This is a genomic window from Chryseobacterium sp. Leaf180, from assembly GCF_001424585.1.
Lineage (GTDB): Bacteria > Bacteroidota > Bacteroidia > Flavobacteriales > Weeksellaceae > Chryseobacterium.
This window is the reverse complement of the sequence record NZ_LMPJ01000001.1, coordinates 617,307-635,830: the sequence shown is the minus strand read 5'-3', so window position 1 is coordinate 635,830 and position 18,524 is coordinate 617,307. Positions and strand designations below refer to the sequence as shown.

Genomic DNA, 18,524 nt, shown 5'->3' with positions numbered 1-18,524 from the left:
AAAAAATGGCAAAACGTACAGATATAAAAACAATTTTAGTAATCGGTTCCGGCCCAATTATCATTGGTCAGGCGGCGGAATTTGATTACGCAGGAACGCAGGCTTGTCTTTCGTTGAGAGAAGAAGGTTACAAGGTGATTTTGATCAATTCAAACCCTGCAACGATTATGACGGATGTTGAAATCGCTGACAAGGTTTACATCGAGCCGATTTCACTACAGTTTGTAAGTCACATCATCAGAAAAGAGCGTCCAGACGCACTTTTACCGACACTTGGTGGACAAACAGGCCTGAACATGGCGGTCGAACTTGAAAATTCAGGAATTCTTGAAGAGTGCAAAGTTGAGGTTCTGGGAACTAAGCTATCTGCCATCAACAGAGCAGAAGACAGAGATTTGTTCCGTGAACTGATGAGAGAATTAAACGAACCTGTTCCTGAATCAGATATTGTGACAACAGTTGAAGGAGCAATAAATTTCGCTAATGAAATTGGTTATCCTGTAATCGTTCGTCCTGCCTTCACAATGGGAGGAACAGGTGGCGGAATCGCCTCTACAGAAGCTGAATTGAAGGAAATTGCCGAATTAGGATTAAAATACAGTCCGGTAACGCAGTGTTTGATTGAAAGATCAATCGCAGGTTTCAAAGAAATTGAATACGAAGTAATGCGTGATGCAAACGACAACGCAATTGTAGTTTGTAACATGGAAAATATAGATCCGGTTGGAGTTCACACAGGTGACTCAATCGTTGTAGCGCCTTCTCAGACACTTTCTGACAGAGAGTATCAGATGTTGAGAAATGCTTCACTTAAAATCATCAGAGCATTAGGAATTGAAGGAGGATGTAACGTACAGTTGGCTTTAGACCCGCATTCATTCGAATATTATATCATCGAGGTGAACCCAAGAGTTTCCCGTTCATCAGCTTTGGCATCAAAAGCAACAGGTTATCCGATTGCAAAGATTGCTGCAAAAATTGCGGTTGGACTGACTTTAGATGAAATCATGAATCCGGTTACAGGTAAAACTTATGCTTGTTTCGAGCCGGCTTTGGATTATGTGGTAACTAAATTTCCAAGATTCCCTTTCGACAAATTTGAAACGGCAGACAGAAGATTGTCAACTCAAATGAAAGCAACGGGAGAAGTAATGGCAATTGGAAGAAACTTCGAAGAGTCTTTACAGAAAGCAGTTCGTTCTTTGGAAACAGGCTTGAGACATTTAGGTTTAAAAACAAAACAGGCTGCAGCTTTAACAGACGAGGATATTGAAAGAAGAATCAGAGTTTGTGATGACGAAAGACTGTTTATCATTTGTGATGCTTTAAGAAGAGGTTACGATTGGGAACAGATCGTAGAATGGAGTAAAATTGATAAATTCTTCATCTGGAAATTAAAGAAATTAGTTGATTTCGAAAAGACAATTGCTGCTAACAGATTCGATAAAGAAATTCTAATTCAGTCTAAAAAATTAGGTTTCTCAGATCAGAATATCGCTCATTTGTGGGAATCTACACAGAGAGAAGTTTATAATTTCAGAAAAGAAAACGGAATTGTGCCGGTTTATAAAATGGTAGATACTTGTGCCGCTGAATTTGAATCTGAAACACCCTATTTCTACGGAACTTACGAGGAGGAAAATGAATCTGTAGTTACTGATAAAGAAAAAATCATCGTTCTTGGTTCTGGTCCGATTAGAATCGGTCAGGGAGTGGAGTTTGATTACGCAACGGTTCATTCGGTGTGGGCAATCAAAGAAATGGGTTACGAAGCGATCATCATCAACAATAACCCTGAAACGGTTTCCACAGACTTTTCGATTTCAGATAAATTATACTTCGAACCTTTGACGGAAGAAGATGTAATGAGCATCATTGACCTCGAAAAACCAAAAGGTGTTGTAGTACAGTTTGGTGGACAAACTGCCATTAATTTAGCAGATAAATTAGCTGCTTATGGAGTTCAGATTTTAGGAACTTCACTGGAAGATTTGGATAGAGCTGAAAACCGAGATAAATTTGAAAAAGCCCTTCAGGAACTGGGAATTCCACAGCCTTTAGGTAAAACTTCAACTTCAAAAGAAGAAGCGATTGTGATTGCCAATGAGATCGGTTACCCGGTTTTGGTTCGTCCGAGCTACGTTCTAGGAGGAAGAGCAATGGAAATTGTGTACAATGAAGCAGAATTGGCGCACTACATGGAATTTGCTGTAGACGCAAGTCCGGATCAGCCGGTTTTGGTAGACCGTTATATTACAGGAAGAGAAGTGGAAGTCGATGCAATTTGCGATGGCGAAACGGTGATTATTCCTGGAATTATGGAACACATCGAAAGGGCGGGAGTTCACTCCGGTGACTCGATCGCAGTATATCCGCCACAGAATGTTTCTCAGGCAGAAATTGATACTTTAGTAGACTACACTGAAAGATTGGCGAAAGGACTGAATGTGATAGGTTTAATGAACATTCAATACGTTCTTTTTGAAGGAAACGTATATGTAATTGAAGTAAATCCAAGATCGTCAAGAACAGTTCCTTTCCTATCTAAAATTACGGATGTTCCGATGGCAAATCTAGCGACGAAAGCGATTTTAGGTCAGAAACTGAAAGATTTAGGCTACAAAAACGGATTGGTTCCAAACAAAGAAGGTGTTTTCGTAAAAGTTCCAGTGTTCTCATTCTCAAAATTAACGAAAGTTGATATCTCTCTAGGCCCAGAAATGAAGTCTACCGGAGAAGTGATGGGGAAAGACACAACTTTGGAAAAGGCGTTGTACAAAGGATTGGTTGCAGCAGGAAGAAAAGTTCCTATGCACGGTTCGATTTTGTTTACTGTAGCTGATAAACACAAGCAGGAAGCTGCAGATTTGGCATCAAGATTCCATGAAGTTGGTTTCAGAATCTGGGCAACAGAAGGAACTGCAAAATTCTTCGAAGAAAAAGGAATTCCGTGCAAAATCGGTTATAAAATCGGAGAAGAAAGTGTGAACTTAATCGACCTGATCCAAAAAGGAAAAGTTCAGTATGTTGTTAACACCATGACGAAAGGAAAGCAGTCTGAAAGAGACGGTTTCCAGATCAGAAGAATGAGTGTTGAAAATGGTGTTCCTTGTTTAACATCAATGGATACGGTGGAAGCAATACTGAAAGTGATCGAGAGTATGACTTTCAAAATGGAGACGATGTAGTTTTCAATACAGTAAATAAAAATCCGCTTCAAAAACTGAAGCGGATTTTTTTATTTTATCTGATAATATTCCGACTCAAAATATTTGCTCGGTTTGATATAAACTGTATTCCGGCCTTTATCGAAAATCCAGTTGAAACGGCGCAGCAAATCTGCTCCAAGATAATTTACCGTTTGTGTCTTCAATTCTCCAACAAAAAATCCAGCTGAAACATTTTTTAAAACAAAATCTCCGACTTTCAGAAAAGGCAGAATTCCCTGTTTGGTTGTGACGCTTCTTCCTGCCGAGTTTTTCATGGTTTTTTCACCAGTAATCTTCAGTTTCTTATCTAAATTTTTCCCGTCAGAAAATTCATTGCAATAGATTAATCCTCCCGAATATCCAGATTGAAGAAGAAAATACACTTCATCCTGTTGATCTTCAATAATGTTATCAGCTACAATATACAAAGCTCCGTTTTGTGCAAATAAGGGCATCGATTGATATCCTTTCAGATCAGGCATTTTATCATAAATTACAAACTGACTGTTGTCGTAATCAATCTTAAAAGTTTTTCCTTTAAAAATTCCGATTCCTATTTTTCCATCTGCTTCATGGCCTGTAATTTCGTTGTCGAAAAACCTGATGTTTTCATATTTTTCAGTTCCGATTTTGACCGTGTTGCCAATACTGATTTCATCTTTAAATGTAATGTGATCAGCTTTTCTGGTTCTCTCGGGAGAAATTGAAGCATCTTCCATCGCGATCTGAAACATCAGATCCAAAGAATCTCTGTCATTTACCAAAGATTTGATGATGAGGTTGTTGTGTTTTGTAATTCTGAAAGGAATGGTTTGCTGAGCGTGACTTAAAGTTATTCCTGTAAATAAAGCCAAAAGCGCCAGATTTTTAAAATTTTTCATCTTGAAATTTAGGCAAATATAGAGATTAAGTTTATTCTTTATGATTTGATTTAACGTGACAGAAAAATATCTATCTTCGAAAAAAACTAAAATACCAGCAAATGACACTACATCAGCGAAGAGTTGCCGAGGTTACCCATTTTTTAGAAAACAAAGACATTGATTTGGGATTCAGAAAATTGCTCGACTGCGCAATGGATACTCAGGATATGTCTGTTTATAAAGAAGCGATAGCACTGACAGACTGGAAGGAATCCCAAAAACATCCGATGGAGGAGTTTATTCTGAAATGCGAAAATTTACTTGCGAAAATTGCAACATTTGATGTTAAAGAACATCCTTCAGATCAAGCTGTTTTATCAGCTTCACAGATTGTAAAATCTTACGGAAACAGACGTTTTTCGCTCGGCCCGGTTTCAATAGAAATCAAAAAAGGAGAGGTTTACGGTCTGGTCGGCGAAAACGGAAACGGTAAAACGACATTACTGCGGATTTTAGCTAAAGAAATATCCTACGACAGCGGAAATTTATCTTATTCTTTTAATGAAATCCCAAAAAATGACTATGATCTGAAAGCGACACTCGTGTACATTCCGCAGCGAACGGAAAAATGGTACGGAAGCCTGAAAGACAATCTGAAATTTGTGCTTTCAAATTACGGAATACCGCCTGAGGAAAACGAAACCAGAGTTCTCATGATGATCGCGCGCTTTGGTCTTTGGAACTACAAACATTTGAAATGGAACGAACTGTCATCAGGGTACAAAATGCGTTTTGAACTTGCCAGAATTCTCCTAAGAAAGCCCGAAATTCTTTTGCTGGACGAGCCTTTGGCTAATCTTGATGTTTTGGCCCAACAGGTTATTCTCGAAGATTTAAAATCAATCGCCACGTCTGTCAATAATCCAATTGCCTTGATTTTGAGTTCGCAGCAGCTCTACGAGGTGGAGAAAGTGTCTGATAAGGTGATTTTTCTGAAAAACGGCCAATACAAAGATAATTCTGACAGAGAAAGGGAAGGCGAAAATCAGCTGATTATTGAAATCGATACTCCAGAGAGCAGGAAAAAACTTCTGGAGATTCTGAAAGATTTCAGCCTTGAAAAATTAAACTACAATGGTGGAATTTATGTGATGTTTTTTGGTGCCGATGTTAAATTTCATCAGGTGATTTCTGCATTAGGAAACGCCGAAGCAGAGATCCTGTATATTAGAAATATCTCGTCTTCCACAAGAAGATTTTTCGTCAGCTAATTATCATCAAATCCTTTTTCAAAATGCAAAAACTTAATAAATTTAATCAATACCTGCTTGAGAAATATCCGACCGTCTGGAATACAAAACTCGCTTGGATGCTTCTTGCAGCTTTCATATTTCATCTTCTCTTTTTTGTCGTAGGATATCTTTCTCATGTAAATCCTGAAACACTGCAGGCGCAGTACGTGAAAGACGATTACTTCCGCCACGGATTAATCTTCGTACACATCATTATTTCTGTGCTGATGATCGTCGTCTGGCTGATCATGATGTTTAAGAACAATGCTTTTAAAAACTTTTATCCTCAGTCGCGCATCAAAATTTTCGGTCAGTTTGTGCAGTATTTCATAATAATTTTTGCTTCGACCACATTCTATTTTTCTTATATGACGGGTTTCAAAATGTTTATCAACAACAGATACCCGGATTCTGAAATGGTGAAAAATATAGAAACCGTCGACCGCGCATCAGCATTTTTAAGCCAGAATGCCTCGCTGTACGATCTGCGCAACCGGCTTTATCCTGAAGTTTTCTTTAATCTTTACTGCGAAACCAACATCAGGAAAATCGACCGCACAAAAAAATATTTCGTTTCCTACGACCGTGTGTACCAGTTTTACAGGCTGTATACAAAGATCTCTTATCTTCATGGCGACGAGTTTACCGAGCCGCAGGCGGAAAAAAAAGAAAAGAAGGAAATCGTTTACTCACTGCTGAGCAAAGACGGGAAAAGCAAAACCAATTACTATAAGAAAGAGGTGGTTGATGTTTCGCCATATATCAATTTTACAGGCTTCTCATATTATAATTATTCCGAAATTTTTTATGACGCCGGCGCAGAAAATGAAACTTTAGAGTATTATCCAACCGATCCAAACCGAGATGCGCTGAATATTCCTTCAAAGAGAAAGCAGTTTGAAATAAACAGAAAGACAGCAGATCTTTTAAATAAAAATGACATCAAAGAGATTGAAAAGCTCTTGAGTCAGTTTTTGAGCATTTCAAAAAAATTCGGAATAAAAAACAATCTGAATGCTCAAAAATGGGCGCAGATAGTGTACGCTCCCAAAGAATATCCGGTGCGGTATTTCATTAAATCTTACAAAAATAAACCGGGAACGCCGTATGAAGAATTTGGTGAAACAACTGATACCGCAGTATATGCTGAGCCGGCGATAGATTCTACAGCTGTAAATTTTGAAGGAAATCAGATTCTCGACAGCTCGGGTGAAATTGTGACCGACAGTGTTCTGATTAAAGACTTCAATCCCGATATCAGCAAACAGATCTCTCCCGAAGAATACGTGAAACAAAACCTTACAGAGTATTATTATTACAATGACGATCTGAAGAATTTTCTTGCCAGTGTAGATGAGATAAAATCTTTCGATTACTTTACAGAAAATATTCATCTGTATCTTTGGATTTCATTTTTTCTTTCGGTATTTATTCTCAGTTTCAGAATTACGGGACTTAAGTCGGTTCTTTTCAGTGCGGTCTCAGCTGGTGTTCTCACCTTATCCGTCATTTTGATCGCGGTTCTTTACCAAGTTTCAGCGCATGGAAAAGTAGATTTTTTCGCTGGTTATCTTACCTTAATTATATCGCTATTAATCCTGATTGTTCCGATATTTTTCATCAGAAAATTTTCAAAAAAGATTACTTCAATTTTTGTAAATCTTTCCCTTACAGGGTTTGTGCTGTTTGTATTTTTGATTTTAGGGATTATCAGCATTCATCAGAGACAGGCCTGTTACGGTAAAAGAGAAGCAGCAGGCATCGGCGAAAAAGTTATCTGCCACGATGTCTTTGACGATTTCGGATTATCGCTCAGTTATCTTATTCTGATTTTAGGATTTATATTCGTCTTTCTGTATTCCGCTGTTTTAATGAAATGGAAAGCAAGACCGGAATAATTTTAAACCAAAGCCTCATATTTTTATGAGGTTTTTTTTTGGCGCCTTTTTCCGCCCTCCACTCCCGCTTTTTTGTGCCCTGGCTTTTTCCATCGCTTACAAAAAGAGCTCCGTTCAGGTCGGGGCGTTTGCGATTCGCAACCAACAGGTGTGTGTAATTTAACAGATTTTATAAACCCAAAAACCAAATTCTAAGCTTCATTTCGTATTTTTGAGCAAAATTTTAAAAGTGAAAAAGTTATTATTTGCCTTATGCATTTCTGCATCATCACTCGGTTTTGCTCAGGAATATATCGTACCGGCAGCAAGCCCGAGACAGAAAGTTGAGCAGCAGTTTTCGATGTCGAAAGTAACTGTAGATTACGGCAGACCTGGCGTGAAGGGCAGAAAAATTTTTGGCGAACTGGTTCCATACAATCAGGTTTGGAGAGCCGGTGCCAATTCATCCACAAAAATTACGTTTGGTCAGGCCATGAATTTTGGTGGGAAAATCGTGCAACCGGGAACGTATGGTCTATTCATTGTGCCGACAGAAAAAGAATGGAAAGTTATTTTAAATAAAGATTTCCAACAGTGGGGCGCATACACGTACGACGCAAAACAGGATGTGGTCGATGTGACCGTTCCGGTGAAAAAACTGGCTGACAAACAGGAATGGTTTGAAATCACATTAGATCCAACCGACGAAAACTCAGGAAATCTGGTGATCAAATGGGACATGGCAGAAGCTGAGGTTCCTTTAAAACCTGCAAAGCCTGATGCGGTAACAAAGATTGCCGAAAAGCTTAAAGAAATAAAGAAAATAGAGGCTGATGCTGCAAAAGCGAAAAGCTAAATAAAAATTCCCCTGAAAAATCTCAGGGGAAGTTTTTATTTTATTTTAAAAGCTCTTTCAGAAACATCATTGTGTGGTCCCAGGCGCGCTTAGCCATCACAGGATTATAATCTTTCGATTTTGGATCTGTAAAAGTGTGTTTAGAATTGGCATACGTGATAATCTGCCAGTCGGCTCTGCCATCCTTTAATTCTTTCACCAAACCATCATAGTCTGTCTGCGTCACGCTTTCATCTTCTGCAGGATTTTCTACCAAAACTTTTGTAGAAATCGCGCCATTGGGTCTCGACTGATCTTTCCCAATTCCTCCATGAATGGAAACAACTCCTAAAACCGGCATTTTTGCACGCATCGTTTCCAATGCTCCAGTGCCGCCAAAACAGTAGCCGATTACTGCAATTTTATCGGCATTGGCACCGCTTTTTTTAAGTTGATCTAACGCCAAAGAAATTCGTTTCTGATACGCCTGATAATTTTGCTTATAAAATCCGGCTGTTTTAGCTGCCGATGTATTGTCTGTCGGATAATTTCCTTCTCCGTAAATATCAGCGATAAAAGCTATGTAGCCTTCTTTTTCAAGATTTGCCGCCGCCATTTTTGCTTCATCATCGATACCTTTCCAGGCGGGAAGAATGAGCACGCCGGGAAGTTTCTTTCCGGAATTCGACGTTACCATTCCATTGAGTTTCTGCGTGCCGTCCTGATAAGAAACTATTTTTAAATTTTGGCTGATGGCGCTGCCCGAGATGAGAAACGCGGCTGCAAGTAATAAATTTTTCATAAATTCTGTTATATTTTTAGACCAGAATTTTAGCGAAAATTACGCCAACAATTTACGGCTGATAAAAGTGGTACTCGCCATTGTCGAAATACGCATTAATATGATGTAAACCGTTCGTCAGTATAATCTCAGAAGCACCAACAATCGAATTGTAGCGCGCGGTTTGCTCAAACGTTTTCTCGGTGAGTTTGATGTGTGGCGCTTTGCATTCAATGAGGATTTTTGGGAGCGTTTTTTCTGTAATCAAAAGGTCGATTCTCTTGGTCAGACCATTCAAAAGAATTTTTTTTTCTAGGATTAGAGCGGAAGCAGAAAAAGATTTTACATGAAGGTAATAATGAATCCAGTGCTGGCGAACCCACTCTTCCGGCGTGAGCAAAAGATAGGTTTTGCGCACATGGTCATAGATAAAAAACTTATCTTTGTCTTTCTTGAATTTAAAATCAAAAGTTTCCTGAAAATTCAGCCTTGGAAGTTCCATTTAAGCAATGAAAGAATTAGATTTAATCCTCAAAAATATTAAAAATAAAGAAGTTTCTCCGATTTATTTTTTCCACGGAGACGAACCTTACTTCATCGATGTTGCTGTAAAAGCTTTTGAAAATAAGCTTTTGGAAGAGGACGAAAAAGCTTTCAACCAAACTGTGACCTACGGAAAAGATGCTTCTTACGGCGAAATTTTGTCGCTGGCAAGACAGTTTCCAATGATGGGCGACCGCCAGTTGATTATTATCAAAGAAGCTCAGGATCTAAAACTGGGCGACGAGGAAAGTAAAGCGTTTGAAGCGTATATTCAGAATCCTGTTCCTTCCACGGTGCTTGTTTTTGCTCATAAACATAAAAAACTCGACAGCCGGAAAAAAGTAACGAAAGTTCTGGAAAAAAGCAATGCTCTGATTCTTAGCGAGACTTTTAAGGATCATCTTTTACCGAAATGGATTTCCGACGAATGCGCCCGACTTCAGATAAAGACTGCGCCAAATATTTCTCATCTGCTCGCAGAATATCTCGGAAACGATCTATCAAGAATCGCTAACGAACTTGGAAAACTTAAAATTATTCTGAAAGAAGGTCAGATTCTTGACGGCGCTGTAGTCGAGAATCACATCGGCATCAGCAAAGAATATAATGTTTTCGAACTTCAAAAAGCTTTAGGTGTAAAAAATGCCGATGCAGCTTTCAAAATAGCGTATTTTATGGGCAAAAATCCGAAGAATAATCCTTTTGTAATGCTTCTTTCAAGCCTTTATAATTATTTCTCTAATGTCATAATATACAGCACAATGCTAGGTCAGCCGCCGCAGATGATCGCTTCACAAATGGGTGTAAATCCTTATTTTCTGAAAGATTATGCCGATGCCGCGAGAATGTATCCGCTGAAAAACTCAACGCGCGTGATTTCTATTTTGCGTGAATTTGACATGAAAGGAAAAGGTCTTGGCGCAGTGAATATGAGTGATGCAGAACTCATCAAAGAACTTGTTTATAAGATCATCAACGTAGATAAAATCAAGATGAAAGTTTAATTTATTTTAGGGATAAATATTTTTGAAGTTTTTTGACTTGATAATTTTCCCTTTATCGGTGATCAGCAGATATTGAAATTCCGGAAAATTGTTGATCAATTTTATTCCTTTCTTCTTACCTAAAACCATAACTGAAGTGCTGAAACCGTTGGCAGAAGTCGCATCTTTTCCGATGACAGTCACACTCGTCAAACCCGTAGAAGGCATGCCGGTTTTTGGGTTGATAATATGTGAATACCGAATACCATTGATTTCTGCAAACTTCTCATAACTTCCAGAAGTCGTCACAGAATATTCTTTAAACTGCAGAACTTCGGCAATATTTTCTTTAAAAGGATTGTTGATGCCGATTGTCCAAAGACTTCCGTCAGCCTGATTTCCCCAAGTCGAAAGATCTCCGGACGCGTTGATAATGCCGCCTTTCACACCGTTTTTTTTCAGAAGCTCCCGCGCAGCATCCGCTGCATAGCCTTTTCCTATGGAGCCAAACCCGATTTTCATTCCCGGTTTTTTTAGGAAGACAGTTGAATTTTTTCGGTCAATGATGATATTTTGATAACCGACTTTTTCTATTGATTTACGGATTAAACTGTCGGCAGGAATTTCATTCATGGAATCGTCAAACTTCCAGATTTTATCCAAAGCTGCGATACTGATATCAAAAGCTCCATCTGTAATTTCAGAGAAATAAAGTGCTTTTTCGGTTAAATTTAAAACTTCTGCAGAGACTTTTACAGATTTAATTCCGGCGTTTTTATTGACTTTCGAAATCTCGGTTTCCGGTTTCCATTCTGAAATCAAATCTTCAATTCTGGAAATTTCTTTGATGGCAAGATCAATACTTTTGTCAGCTTTACCTTCATGAGAATCAACCACTGTAATATCAAAACGGCTTCCCATTAATGTCACTGCACGGCTTTTCTGAACCTGCGAAAAACTTAACACAGCGATGCAGGTAAAGAGAATAGTTATTATTTTAAAACTAAAAATACGCATCAGAAATAGTTAATAGCAATCCGTGAGAATCTGTCCGGCAGTTTTGAAATTTTCGTAATCGAGTCCGTTGATGGTGCAGATTCCGCGGAGTGTATTTTCGATGTCGTGCTGCATTTTCAGCGAGCCGCAAATCATCACTGTTCCACCTTCGGTAAATATTTTCACGAATTTTTCCTGATCACGCTGCACCAAATCCATAACATAATGATGATCTTTTTCTCTCGAAAATGCGACCGAATAAGAAGCGAGTCTTCCATTACGCTGATTATTTTCAGCAAAAGAATCGTAAAATTTCGTCATTTCCGTTTCTTTTCTGAATCCGCAATACAGATGAATATTGTTCTTCCCTGCGTTTTCATCAATCATTCCTAAAAACGGTGCAATTCCGGTTCCGTTGGCGATCATCGCAACATCGTTCTTTTTTGCTGGAAGATGAAAAGATGAATTTTTAATCAGTTTCGCGTTGAGACTTTCACCTTCTTTCATTTGATTTAAAAATCCGGAGCCAAATCCATTTTCATGAACTTTTACAATCAGCTGGATATTTCCACCGACTTTTCCGATCGAATAAAAACGTTCTTTTGCAGTATCATCAGGATAAACCGCCAGCAAATCTCCTGAAGAAAATTTCGTTCTGAAATCAGCTTTTAAAACAATTTTTATCGTTTGGTTTTCTCCTTCAGTGGCAGTTTTAGAAACGACTTTAAATTTTTTGAGTTTTAGCTGTGCCTCATTATAAACGGAAGGCGCAGTCGCCAAAGGAATCAACGTTTCGGCTGACCAGTTTTTAACCCAATCAGCAAACTGAGATGTCGAACGGTCGTTTACAGTGGCCATTTGTAATATTCTTTCGAAAGATTTTTCGGCTAAAATCTGATCAGCTTTTACCGCAAATGCACAAAATTCATCATAAGATTTCGAGCCAAAACCAACGACTGAATATTTTATATTTTGAGTGAAATCAATATTTTTTAGTTTGTTTTCAAACTGGTTTGCATTGCTTGGTGCGTCGCCCAGGCCGTAAGTTGAAGTAAAAACGACGAGATATTTTGCCTTGGGAAATGACGTCAGTTTGTTCATTTCTGTCAGGAAAGATTTTTTTCCCTCTGAAAGCAACTGCTGATGAATTTTTGAAGCAAAACCTAAAGTAGAACCGTTTTCTGAACCGAAAAGCAAAATAATTTCTGCATTTTCCGCGGAGAATTTATTCCGGATTTTATTTTTTGAACGTTTAAATGTGATTAGAAATCCTGAGATCATAAACGTAATGATGCTCAAACATGACAGACCGAGAATGATTGCCAGAAGAATATTGCCGCGGCCTGTATGCAGATTCAGGCTTACATCTTTCAAGTTTAATTGCCGGGATGATATTTCTTCAGAAACTTTTTCGCCGGTAATCTGATTAATGACCAGATCACGGTCACTGAGTTTTACCATGTAAAATTCTTCCGCATCGTCTTCAATAAAAGGAAATTCGATTTTCCTGACGTCGGAAAGTTGAGTGTTTTTGAATAAATCTGAATTTTTTAAATCAATTTTTTGCGCCTGTGGATTTTCTTTAAAAACAGTTTTATGGTTTTTTCCTCTCGGAATAATCTCAAATCTCTCCAGAAAAAGAAAAGTAGCCGTCAAAGAAATAAGCAAAATCGGAATTAAAAAAAGTCTACCAGAAACGACATGAAAATATTGAGCGAAATGGTCTTTTTTAATTTTGTCGAAAAAATGCCTAAAGCTTTTCTGTCTTTTAATAATAAGAAAAATGCCGGAAAGCGTTATCAGAACGAGGATTGCAGAGATAATACCAACGGCGAAACGCCCTGTTTCTTTAAAAAATAAGGAGCGGTGCAGCGACAAAACCCAGTTGTACAGCTTCGATTTTTCTTCAGGTTTTCCAAGTTCTTTTCCTGTCGCAGGATCTACATAAATTTTGACATTATCTCCATTTTCGTTCATTCCTTCAAGCAAAACAAATCCGTTATGATCGATGTTGATCTCGGTAATTTCGGAATATTTCTGCTTTAGAGTAAAAACAGCGTCAGCTAACGAAAGACTTGCAAATTTCTCAGATTTGTATGGCTGATATTTTTCCTGCACGGCGTCGTATGCAAGAAAAATCCCCGTTGCGGAAGCCACAAAAAGAAAGAGAAACGAAAAAATCGCGAGCGCGAGATGCGCGAGACGCCAGAAAGATAATGTCATGCCGCGAAAATTCTACAGCTTGTTGATTTTCACGTAACGAATGTAGCCTTTGCCTTCCACTTTTGTGATAACACCAGCCTTTGTGAAAGGAATTTCTAGATCTGTGACGTTGTATTTTTGATCTTCAACGGCGCTTTCAAAACGGATTTTGTAGCCTTTATCTAAATATTTATCGTCGATCGAAAATGTCGAAATATTTCGGTCGCCGCCGGCAATCGATGCACCGGTGACAGCACTGAGATTAGGTGTTTTTTTTGCTGGCGATTTGTTCCATTCTTTCAGGGTTTCCTGCCATTTTTTGTCTGGTCCCATCATGTACAGCGTCTTTTCGTAACCGCCTTTTGGGTTGATGAGCGAGATCACTATATATGCCTTTTCGCCGTCGTAATTGGTCATTTGAAGCATACATTTATATTTTGAAACCTGCGCGCTGAAGATTGCTGAAAAAATAAGGAAAGCGGTCAGCGAAAATATTCTGGTGTAAAAATTCATTGTTTTATTTTAAAAAATCGAGTGATACATTGTTTTTCTTTAGCTCTTCATTTTCCGTTGCCAGATCGTACGCAGTTTCGTCAAACTCAGTTTTAGCTGTTTTACTGGCACCTTTTGCCACGAGATATTTCAGCATTTTATCGTTTTTAGATATTAAAGCAGCTTTTTGCAGAGCAGTTAATTTTTCACCATTCAAAGCATTGATATCTGCATTTTTAAAATCAAGTTTCTCGAAAATCAGAAGATCATTTTTTGCGGCAGCCAAGTGATAAAGCGTGTTACCGTCTTTTTGCGGTTTAGAAATATCAAAACCGGCGTTCTTTAAAAGCATTAACTTTTCCGAAAACTGATCTTTCTGGTTTGGTTGTGGCGGTCGGTAAGAATTTAAAAGATAATAGGCGAGGTTATTTCCTTTTTTATCTGAAATATTTACATCGGCTTTATTATTTAAAAGAAAAGCAACAATCTCCTCAGAACCGTTTTCTACAGCCATCGTAAGTGCTGACTGACCGTTTGCATTTACGCTGTTGATATTTTTTGATTGTGAGAGAAGTGTTTTTACATTTTCTAAGTCTTTTCCACTTGAAGCAAGCATTAAAGCGGTATTTCCATCTTTGTCTAAAGCTTCAGCTTTCACGCCTTTACCGATAAAATAGGTAATGTTTTCTGACTGATTGTTTTTTCGGGCGATCAGATGTAAAACTGTTGTGCCGCTTTCATTCGTCACTTTCGGATTTAATTTTAAATCTTCAATCAGATATTTGTAAACCGGCAATCCGTTCGTAACTGACCGCGTTCCCTGCGCAGCGAAAAGAAGTGCTTTGTCAGTTGGTTTTACTTTTTCAGAAATCAAAGATTTTAAAACGTCCATTTTACCGAAAGCTGCAGCGTAATCAAACGCTGTGCTGCCGTAGTCGTCGGTATCTGATAATTTTAAACCTTTTGTTAAAAGAAATTTTCTGAGATTCCCGGAGTCGTCATTTCCTGCAGAAAGCATTAAAATGTTGGCTCCGTTTTTATATTTTTCTGTTGGCTGAACGCCTCGGTTAAAAAATAACTGATAAATTTTTGGATCAACAACTCCGGCGTTCGACGCAAAAACAAGTGGAGTAGTGCCCTTGGTATCTTTAAAGTTTACATCCGAACCTTTCTTTATTAAATATTCGACTAAATCTGTATTTCCGCTCATCGCCGCCCAATGGAGATAAATTCTGCCATCGTGCGTTATTTTATCAACGGAATTTCCCGGTTGCTCCACAAGAAATTTGATAACTTCAGTATTGGCTTTATTATTTATCGCTAAAGTAACAGGGTCGAACGCTCCACCATTTTTTTCTGAAACACTGTTACCACGCTCGATTTCGGTTTTTACCAATTCTAAGGTGGGTTTTGTTTTCCAGAAATCCTGGCTTAAAAATGTATTTTTTTGTGCGCTGAAAAATGCGGAAAGCAAAATTAAAGAAGAATATAGAAGCTTTTTCATTCTTATTTTTATTTATTCTAAATATTGATCGCAAATTTAGGATATAAGATTGAATGAAAAAAATATTGTGGAAGTTTTCTGTATGGATACAATAAAAAAAGCGGCAAACAAATCCTGTTCACCGCTTTAAAGCTTTTCTTTCTAATTTCTAGCCTTCGTCTCTTGTATTCTTTACGAGACCAATTCCTGAAACGAAGAAGATAAGTGCGATAACGCCGACTACGCCAAGCGTCATATACGTTGCGCTTTTGTTTACTAAAGAGTAGCCAGCATAGATTAATCCTACGATGCCACAGATGGTAAGCACTGTCCCGAAAATTCTTTTTACGTTCATAGTTTATATATTTAGTGAAAGACGGATTACAAAATCTATGCCTTGGGATTTTGGAACAAACAGCGACGATTTTCTCGTTCAGAAAAGTGAAATATTTATAAATTGATTTTTCATTATTATGGGTTAATAAAATTTTAATCTAAAGATATTTCTCAAAAATAAGGTTGTGTTTAATTTATTTGCAGGTCTTAAGTCTTTGATCATCATGATATATACCTTCGATAATTATTATAGTGATTAATATTTCACTTTTTCAAGGTACAACATGATGGTTGTCAGGATTGTCGTATATGGTAGTTTTTGGTACGGTAATTGGATAAGTCAGGTCATCACAAACAAAAGCTTACTGTGAGCCACTTTTCAGAAGTTGAGTTTAAAGTTTGTTTAATTGTGAAAATTGTATTAAGAAATATTAACAATAAAATTATTTATATGAAACTAAGTTTAGCTATCTTATCGCTAGCATTATCGGTACCCGCGGTAATGAGTGCCCAAGACTCTATGAGAGTATCAACAGGAGAATATCCAAACACGTATTCTTCAGGATCTGCAAATGTGTCTCCTTTCACACAAGAATCAAAAAGATTTAATGACTGGTCAATTTCATTTGGAGCTGGTACACCACTGATTCAATCTGCAGATTTGACATCTATCAAAAACGGAAACGGTAAAAACCTTTTTGGCTACTCAGGATATGTGAGTATTGATAAGGCAATTACTCATGCTTTCGGTTTGAGAGTACAGTATGACAGAGGTGAAACAAGACAGGGCTGGTTCAATACTAAAGATGCAGTTCCTACAAATGTTCCGGCTTTCCAACAAGTTGCAGGTAGAACTCAATACAATGCAATCTCATTATTAGGAGATATTAACTTTTCTAATTTATTAAGAAGAGTTGACAACAAATCACCATTCAGATGGGCATTACATGGTTATGCAGGTATTGGTACATTAGCTTACAAAGCATATCAGAAAGATATCAACGGACAGAGACTGGCAACTGAAATCAAGCCTTTCAAAGGAAATTCGTTATTTGGACAGGCTGGTGCAGGTCTTAAATATAAATTGAGCAATAGAGTAGACATCGAAGGTAGAGTAATGTACGTTGTTACAACGGATGATGAATTCGACGGTGGTGGAGCTCAATACAGTGAAATCAACAGAAGAGAAGATCAGGTTTCTGACAATTTTGTGAATGCTACTTTAGGTCTGTCAATCAACCTTGGTAAGCATGATAATCACTTAATGTGGCATGACCCATTGCAGGAAATCTATTACAAAATTACAGAGCTTGAAAACAAAAATCAGGATATCGAAGTTTGTAAAGCTGGTGATAATGATAATGATGGTGTTTGCGACGATTGGGACAGACAGTTAGATACTCCAGCTGGTGCTAGAGTAGATGGAGCAGGTGTTGCATTAGATGTTGATATGGATGGAGTAATCGATCTTTATGACAAATGTGTGACTGTACCAGGACCGGTAGAAAACGGTGGATGTCCAATGACTAACACTACAATGCCAACTAACACTGTTACAGAAACTGAAACAAAATTGGACGGTATTGAGTTTGACTTTAATTCTGACAGAATTTTACCAAACAACACACCAATCTTGAACAGCGCTATCAATTATATTAATTCTTCAGACGGTACTTATACTGTGATTGGAGCTACTGATACTGTAGGTTCTGATGAATATAACCAAAAGTTATCTGAAAGAAGAGCAGGAAGCGTAAAAAGTTATTTATTACAAAACGGTGTAGCTTCTGGTAAAATCAATGCAATCGGTAGAGGTAAAAAAGACCTTAAATACCCAGAGTGTGATCCAGCTTCTAAATGTCCGGAATGGAAAAACAGAGCAAACAGAAGAGTTTATTTCGAAGCGAAATAATTAAAACCTTTTGATCATAAAATAAGTCATCCAGTTTTGGATGACTTATTTTTTTTATAAAAGTTGTAAACTTTAAAGAAAAAATTGCTGAATCTGAGAAATGTCGCTATTCTTATGTTCCGAATGCAAATGAGAATGAAAATCATTCAGCTTTAATAATATTTCCAAAAGTGTTTTCTTTTCATTTTCATTCAGCTTTCCACACAAGATTTTTGAAGTCATATCAACCTGATGTACCGAACTGTGAAAAAGTTCTTGACCTTTATCGGTCAAAGTTAATTTCTTAATTCTGCGGTCTTCTTCATCACTGTGTTCTTCAATCAAACCGTGATCGAGCAGCCTTTTCAGGATCTGCATTCCGGTCTGTTTCTCATGACCGTTTTTTTCTGTCAGCTGAATTTTTGTTAATAACGGCTCATCTTTCAAACGGTAGAGATATGTAAATTCTTCATTCGCAATCTCCGGGAAATCGCTCAGACTTTTTCTGATCAACTGTTTTGAATATCTTCCCAATAGTAAAACCTGTTTACAAATTTCATTATCCAAAAAAGAAACCTGATGATTCTCGTTGTTCATCAGTTTTGTAGGGCTTTCGCTCACGTACTTCTTATTGTTCATCCAACCCCGGAAATCTTCAACGCTGGAATTTGGCTTACAAAACTCCGAGTTTTCAAATTCCTGTATTTCGTTAAGAAGATTGATGTAAAATTCAGTTTTCAT

At 37.8% G+C, this 18,524-nt stretch carries 15 protein-coding genes; 6 read left to right on the top strand and 9 right to left on the bottom strand.

The annotated features are described in order from the left end of the window. Positions 1-5: 5 nt before the first annotated feature. Positions 6-3,188, top strand: coding sequence for a carbamoyl-phosphate synthase large subunit (gene carB / locus ASG01_RS02920; RefSeq protein WP_055859634.1), 3,183 nt, complete (start codon positions 6-8; stop codon positions 3,186-3,188). 50 nt (positions 3,189-3,238) lie between these two features. Here the strand turns inward: carB and ASG01_RS02915 are convergent, their stop codons facing one another. Continuing rightward, on the bottom strand, positions 3,239-4,090 hold the full coding sequence (locus ASG01_RS02915) for a hypothetical protein (protein ID WP_055859631.1): 852 nt from the start codon (positions 4,088-4,090) through the stop codon (positions 3,239-3,241). Between the two features lie 101 nt (positions 4,091-4,191). Between ASG01_RS02915 and ASG01_RS02910 the strand changes: the two genes are divergently transcribed. The 3 genes from ASG01_RS02910 to ASG01_RS02900 all read left to right on the top strand — a co-directional run bounded on the left by ASG01_RS02910 (position 4,192) and on the right by ASG01_RS02900 (position 8,097). Beyond that, complete coding sequence (locus ASG01_RS02910; RefSeq protein ID WP_055859628.1) at positions 4,192-5,343, top strand: ATP-binding cassette domain-containing protein; 1,152 nt, start codon at positions 4,192-4,194, stop codon at positions 5,341-5,343. Positions 5,344-5,366: 23 nt separating this feature from the next. Further along, positions 5,367-7,262 carry a hypothetical protein gene (locus ASG01_RS02905; RefSeq protein ID WP_055859624.1) on the top strand — a complete coding sequence of 632 codons (1,896 nt, stop codon included), beginning with the start codon at positions 5,367-5,369 and terminating at the stop codon, positions 7,260-7,262. A 229-nt stretch (positions 7,263-7,491) separates the two neighbouring features. After that, the gene (locus tag ASG01_RS02900) at positions 7,492-8,097 is read left to right on the top strand and encodes a DUF2911 domain-containing protein (protein WP_055862114.1); all 606 of its coding nucleotides are present in this window, start codon (positions 7,492-7,494) and stop codon (positions 8,095-8,097) included. Between the two features lie 40 nt (positions 8,098-8,137). On the opposite strand, the gene ASG01_RS02895 is transcribed toward ASG01_RS02900, so the two are convergent. Then, positions 8,138-8,878 (bottom strand): dienelactone hydrolase family protein, encoded by a 741-nt coding sequence (locus tag ASG01_RS02895; RefSeq protein ID WP_055859621.1) that lies wholly within the window; start codon positions 8,876-8,878, stop codon positions 8,138-8,140. A 52-nt stretch (positions 8,879-8,930) separates the two neighbouring features. Next, positions 8,931-9,359, bottom strand: coding sequence for a type I restriction enzyme HsdR N-terminal domain-containing protein (locus ASG01_RS02890; protein WP_055859618.1), 429 nt, complete (start codon positions 9,357-9,359; stop codon positions 8,931-8,933). A 7-nt stretch (positions 9,360-9,366) separates the two neighbouring features. On the opposite strand from ASG01_RS02890, the gene holA reads away from it, so the two are divergent. Further along, positions 9,367-10,404 (top strand): DNA polymerase III subunit delta, encoded by a 1,038-nt coding sequence (gene holA, locus ASG01_RS02885; protein ID WP_055859615.1) that lies wholly within the window; start codon positions 9,367-9,369, stop codon positions 10,402-10,404. Between the two features lie 6 nt (positions 10,405-10,410). On the opposite strand, the gene ASG01_RS02880 is transcribed toward holA, so the two are convergent. The 5 genes from ASG01_RS02880 to ASG01_RS02860 all read right to left on the bottom strand — a co-directional run bounded on the left by ASG01_RS02880 (position 10,411) and on the right by ASG01_RS02860 (position 15,911). Then, positions 10,411-11,400, bottom strand: a complete 990-nt coding sequence (locus ASG01_RS02880; RefSeq protein ID WP_055859611.1) for an FAD:protein FMN transferase — start codon at positions 11,398-11,400, stop codon at positions 10,411-10,413. 9 nt (positions 11,401-11,409) lie between these two features. Beyond that, positions 11,410-13,602 (bottom strand): PepSY domain-containing protein, encoded by a 2,193-nt coding sequence (locus ASG01_RS02875; protein ID WP_055859608.1) that lies wholly within the window; start codon positions 13,600-13,602, stop codon positions 11,410-11,412. Positions 13,603-13,614: 12 nt separating this feature from the next. Then, on the bottom strand, positions 13,615-14,094 hold the full coding sequence (locus tag ASG01_RS02870) for a DUF2271 domain-containing protein (protein WP_055859605.1): 480 nt from the start codon (positions 14,092-14,094) through the stop codon (positions 13,615-13,617). Between the two features lie 4 nt (positions 14,095-14,098). Continuing rightward, the gene (locus ASG01_RS02865; protein ID WP_055859602.1) at positions 14,099-15,577 is read right to left on the bottom strand and encodes an ankyrin repeat domain-containing protein; all 1,479 of its coding nucleotides are present in this window, start codon (positions 15,575-15,577) and stop codon (positions 14,099-14,101) included. Positions 15,578-15,725: 148 nt separating this feature from the next. Further along, positions 15,726-15,911, bottom strand: a complete 186-nt coding sequence (locus tag ASG01_RS02860; protein ID WP_055859600.1) for a hypothetical protein — start codon at positions 15,909-15,911, stop codon at positions 15,726-15,728. A 432-nt stretch (positions 15,912-16,343) separates the two neighbouring features. Here ASG01_RS02860 and ASG01_RS02855 point away from each other — a divergent pair, with 432 nt between their 5' ends. Further along, on the top strand, positions 16,344-17,804 hold the full coding sequence (locus ASG01_RS02855) for an OmpA family protein (RefSeq protein ID WP_055862111.1): 1,461 nt from the start codon (positions 16,344-16,346) through the stop codon (positions 17,802-17,804). Between the two features lie 72 nt (positions 17,805-17,876). Here ASG01_RS02855 and ASG01_RS02850 read toward each other — a convergent pair whose 3' ends face one another. Further along, positions 17,877-18,524 (bottom strand): MarR family winged helix-turn-helix transcriptional regulator, encoded by a 648-nt coding sequence (locus ASG01_RS02850; RefSeq protein WP_055859598.1) that lies wholly within the window; start codon positions 18,522-18,524, stop codon positions 17,877-17,879.

Bases quoted from the DNA above. Each gene is read 5' to 3' on its own strand.
- ASG01_RS02875 (WP_055859608.1), bottom strand. From the start codon at position 13,602: ATGACATTATCTTTCTGGCGTCTCGCGCATCTCGCGCTCGCGATTTTT.
- ASG01_RS02910 (WP_055859628.1), top strand. From the start codon at position 4,192: ATGACACTACATCAGCGAAGAGTTGCCGAGGTTACCCATTTTTTAGAA.
- ASG01_RS02880 (WP_055859611.1), bottom strand. From the start codon at position 11,400: ATGCGTATTTTTAGTTTTAAAATAATAACTATTCTCTTTACCTGCATC.
- ASG01_RS02850 (WP_055859598.1), bottom strand. From the start codon at position 18,524: ATGAAAACTGAATTTTACATCAATCTTCTTAACGAAATACAGGAATTT.
- ASG01_RS02915 (WP_055859631.1), bottom strand. From the start codon at position 4,090: ATGAAAAATTTTAAAAATCTGGCGCTTTTGGCTTTATTTACAGGAATA.
- ASG01_RS02890 (WP_055859618.1), bottom strand. From the start codon at position 9,359: ATGGAACTTCCAAGGCTGAATTTTCAGGAAACTTTTGATTTTAAATTC.
- ASG01_RS02895 (WP_055859621.1), bottom strand. From the start codon at position 8,878: ATGAAAAATTTATTACTTGCAGCCGCGTTTCTCATCTCGGGCAGCGCC.
- ASG01_RS02860 (WP_055859600.1), bottom strand. From the start codon at position 15,911: ATGAACGTAAAAAGAATTTTCGGGACAGTGCTTACCATCTGTGGCATC.
- ASG01_RS02870 (WP_055859605.1), bottom strand. From the start codon at position 14,094: ATGAATTTTTACACCAGAATATTTTCGCTGACCGCTTTCCTTATTTTT.
- ASG01_RS02855 (WP_055862111.1), top strand. From the start codon at position 16,344: ATGAAACTAAGTTTAGCTATCTTATCGCTAGCATTATCGGTACCCGCG.
- carB (WP_055859634.1), top strand. From the start codon at position 6: ATGGCAAAACGTACAGATATAAAAACAATTTTAGTAATCGGTTCCGGC.
- holA (WP_055859615.1), top strand. From the start codon at position 9,367: ATGAAAGAATTAGATTTAATCCTCAAAAATATTAAAAATAAAGAAGTT.
- ASG01_RS02865 (WP_055859602.1), bottom strand. From the start codon at position 15,577: ATGAAAAAGCTTCTATATTCTTCTTTAATTTTGCTTTCCGCATTTTTC.
- ASG01_RS02905 (WP_055859624.1), top strand. From the start codon at position 5,367: ATGCAAAAACTTAATAAATTTAATCAATACCTGCTTGAGAAATATCCG.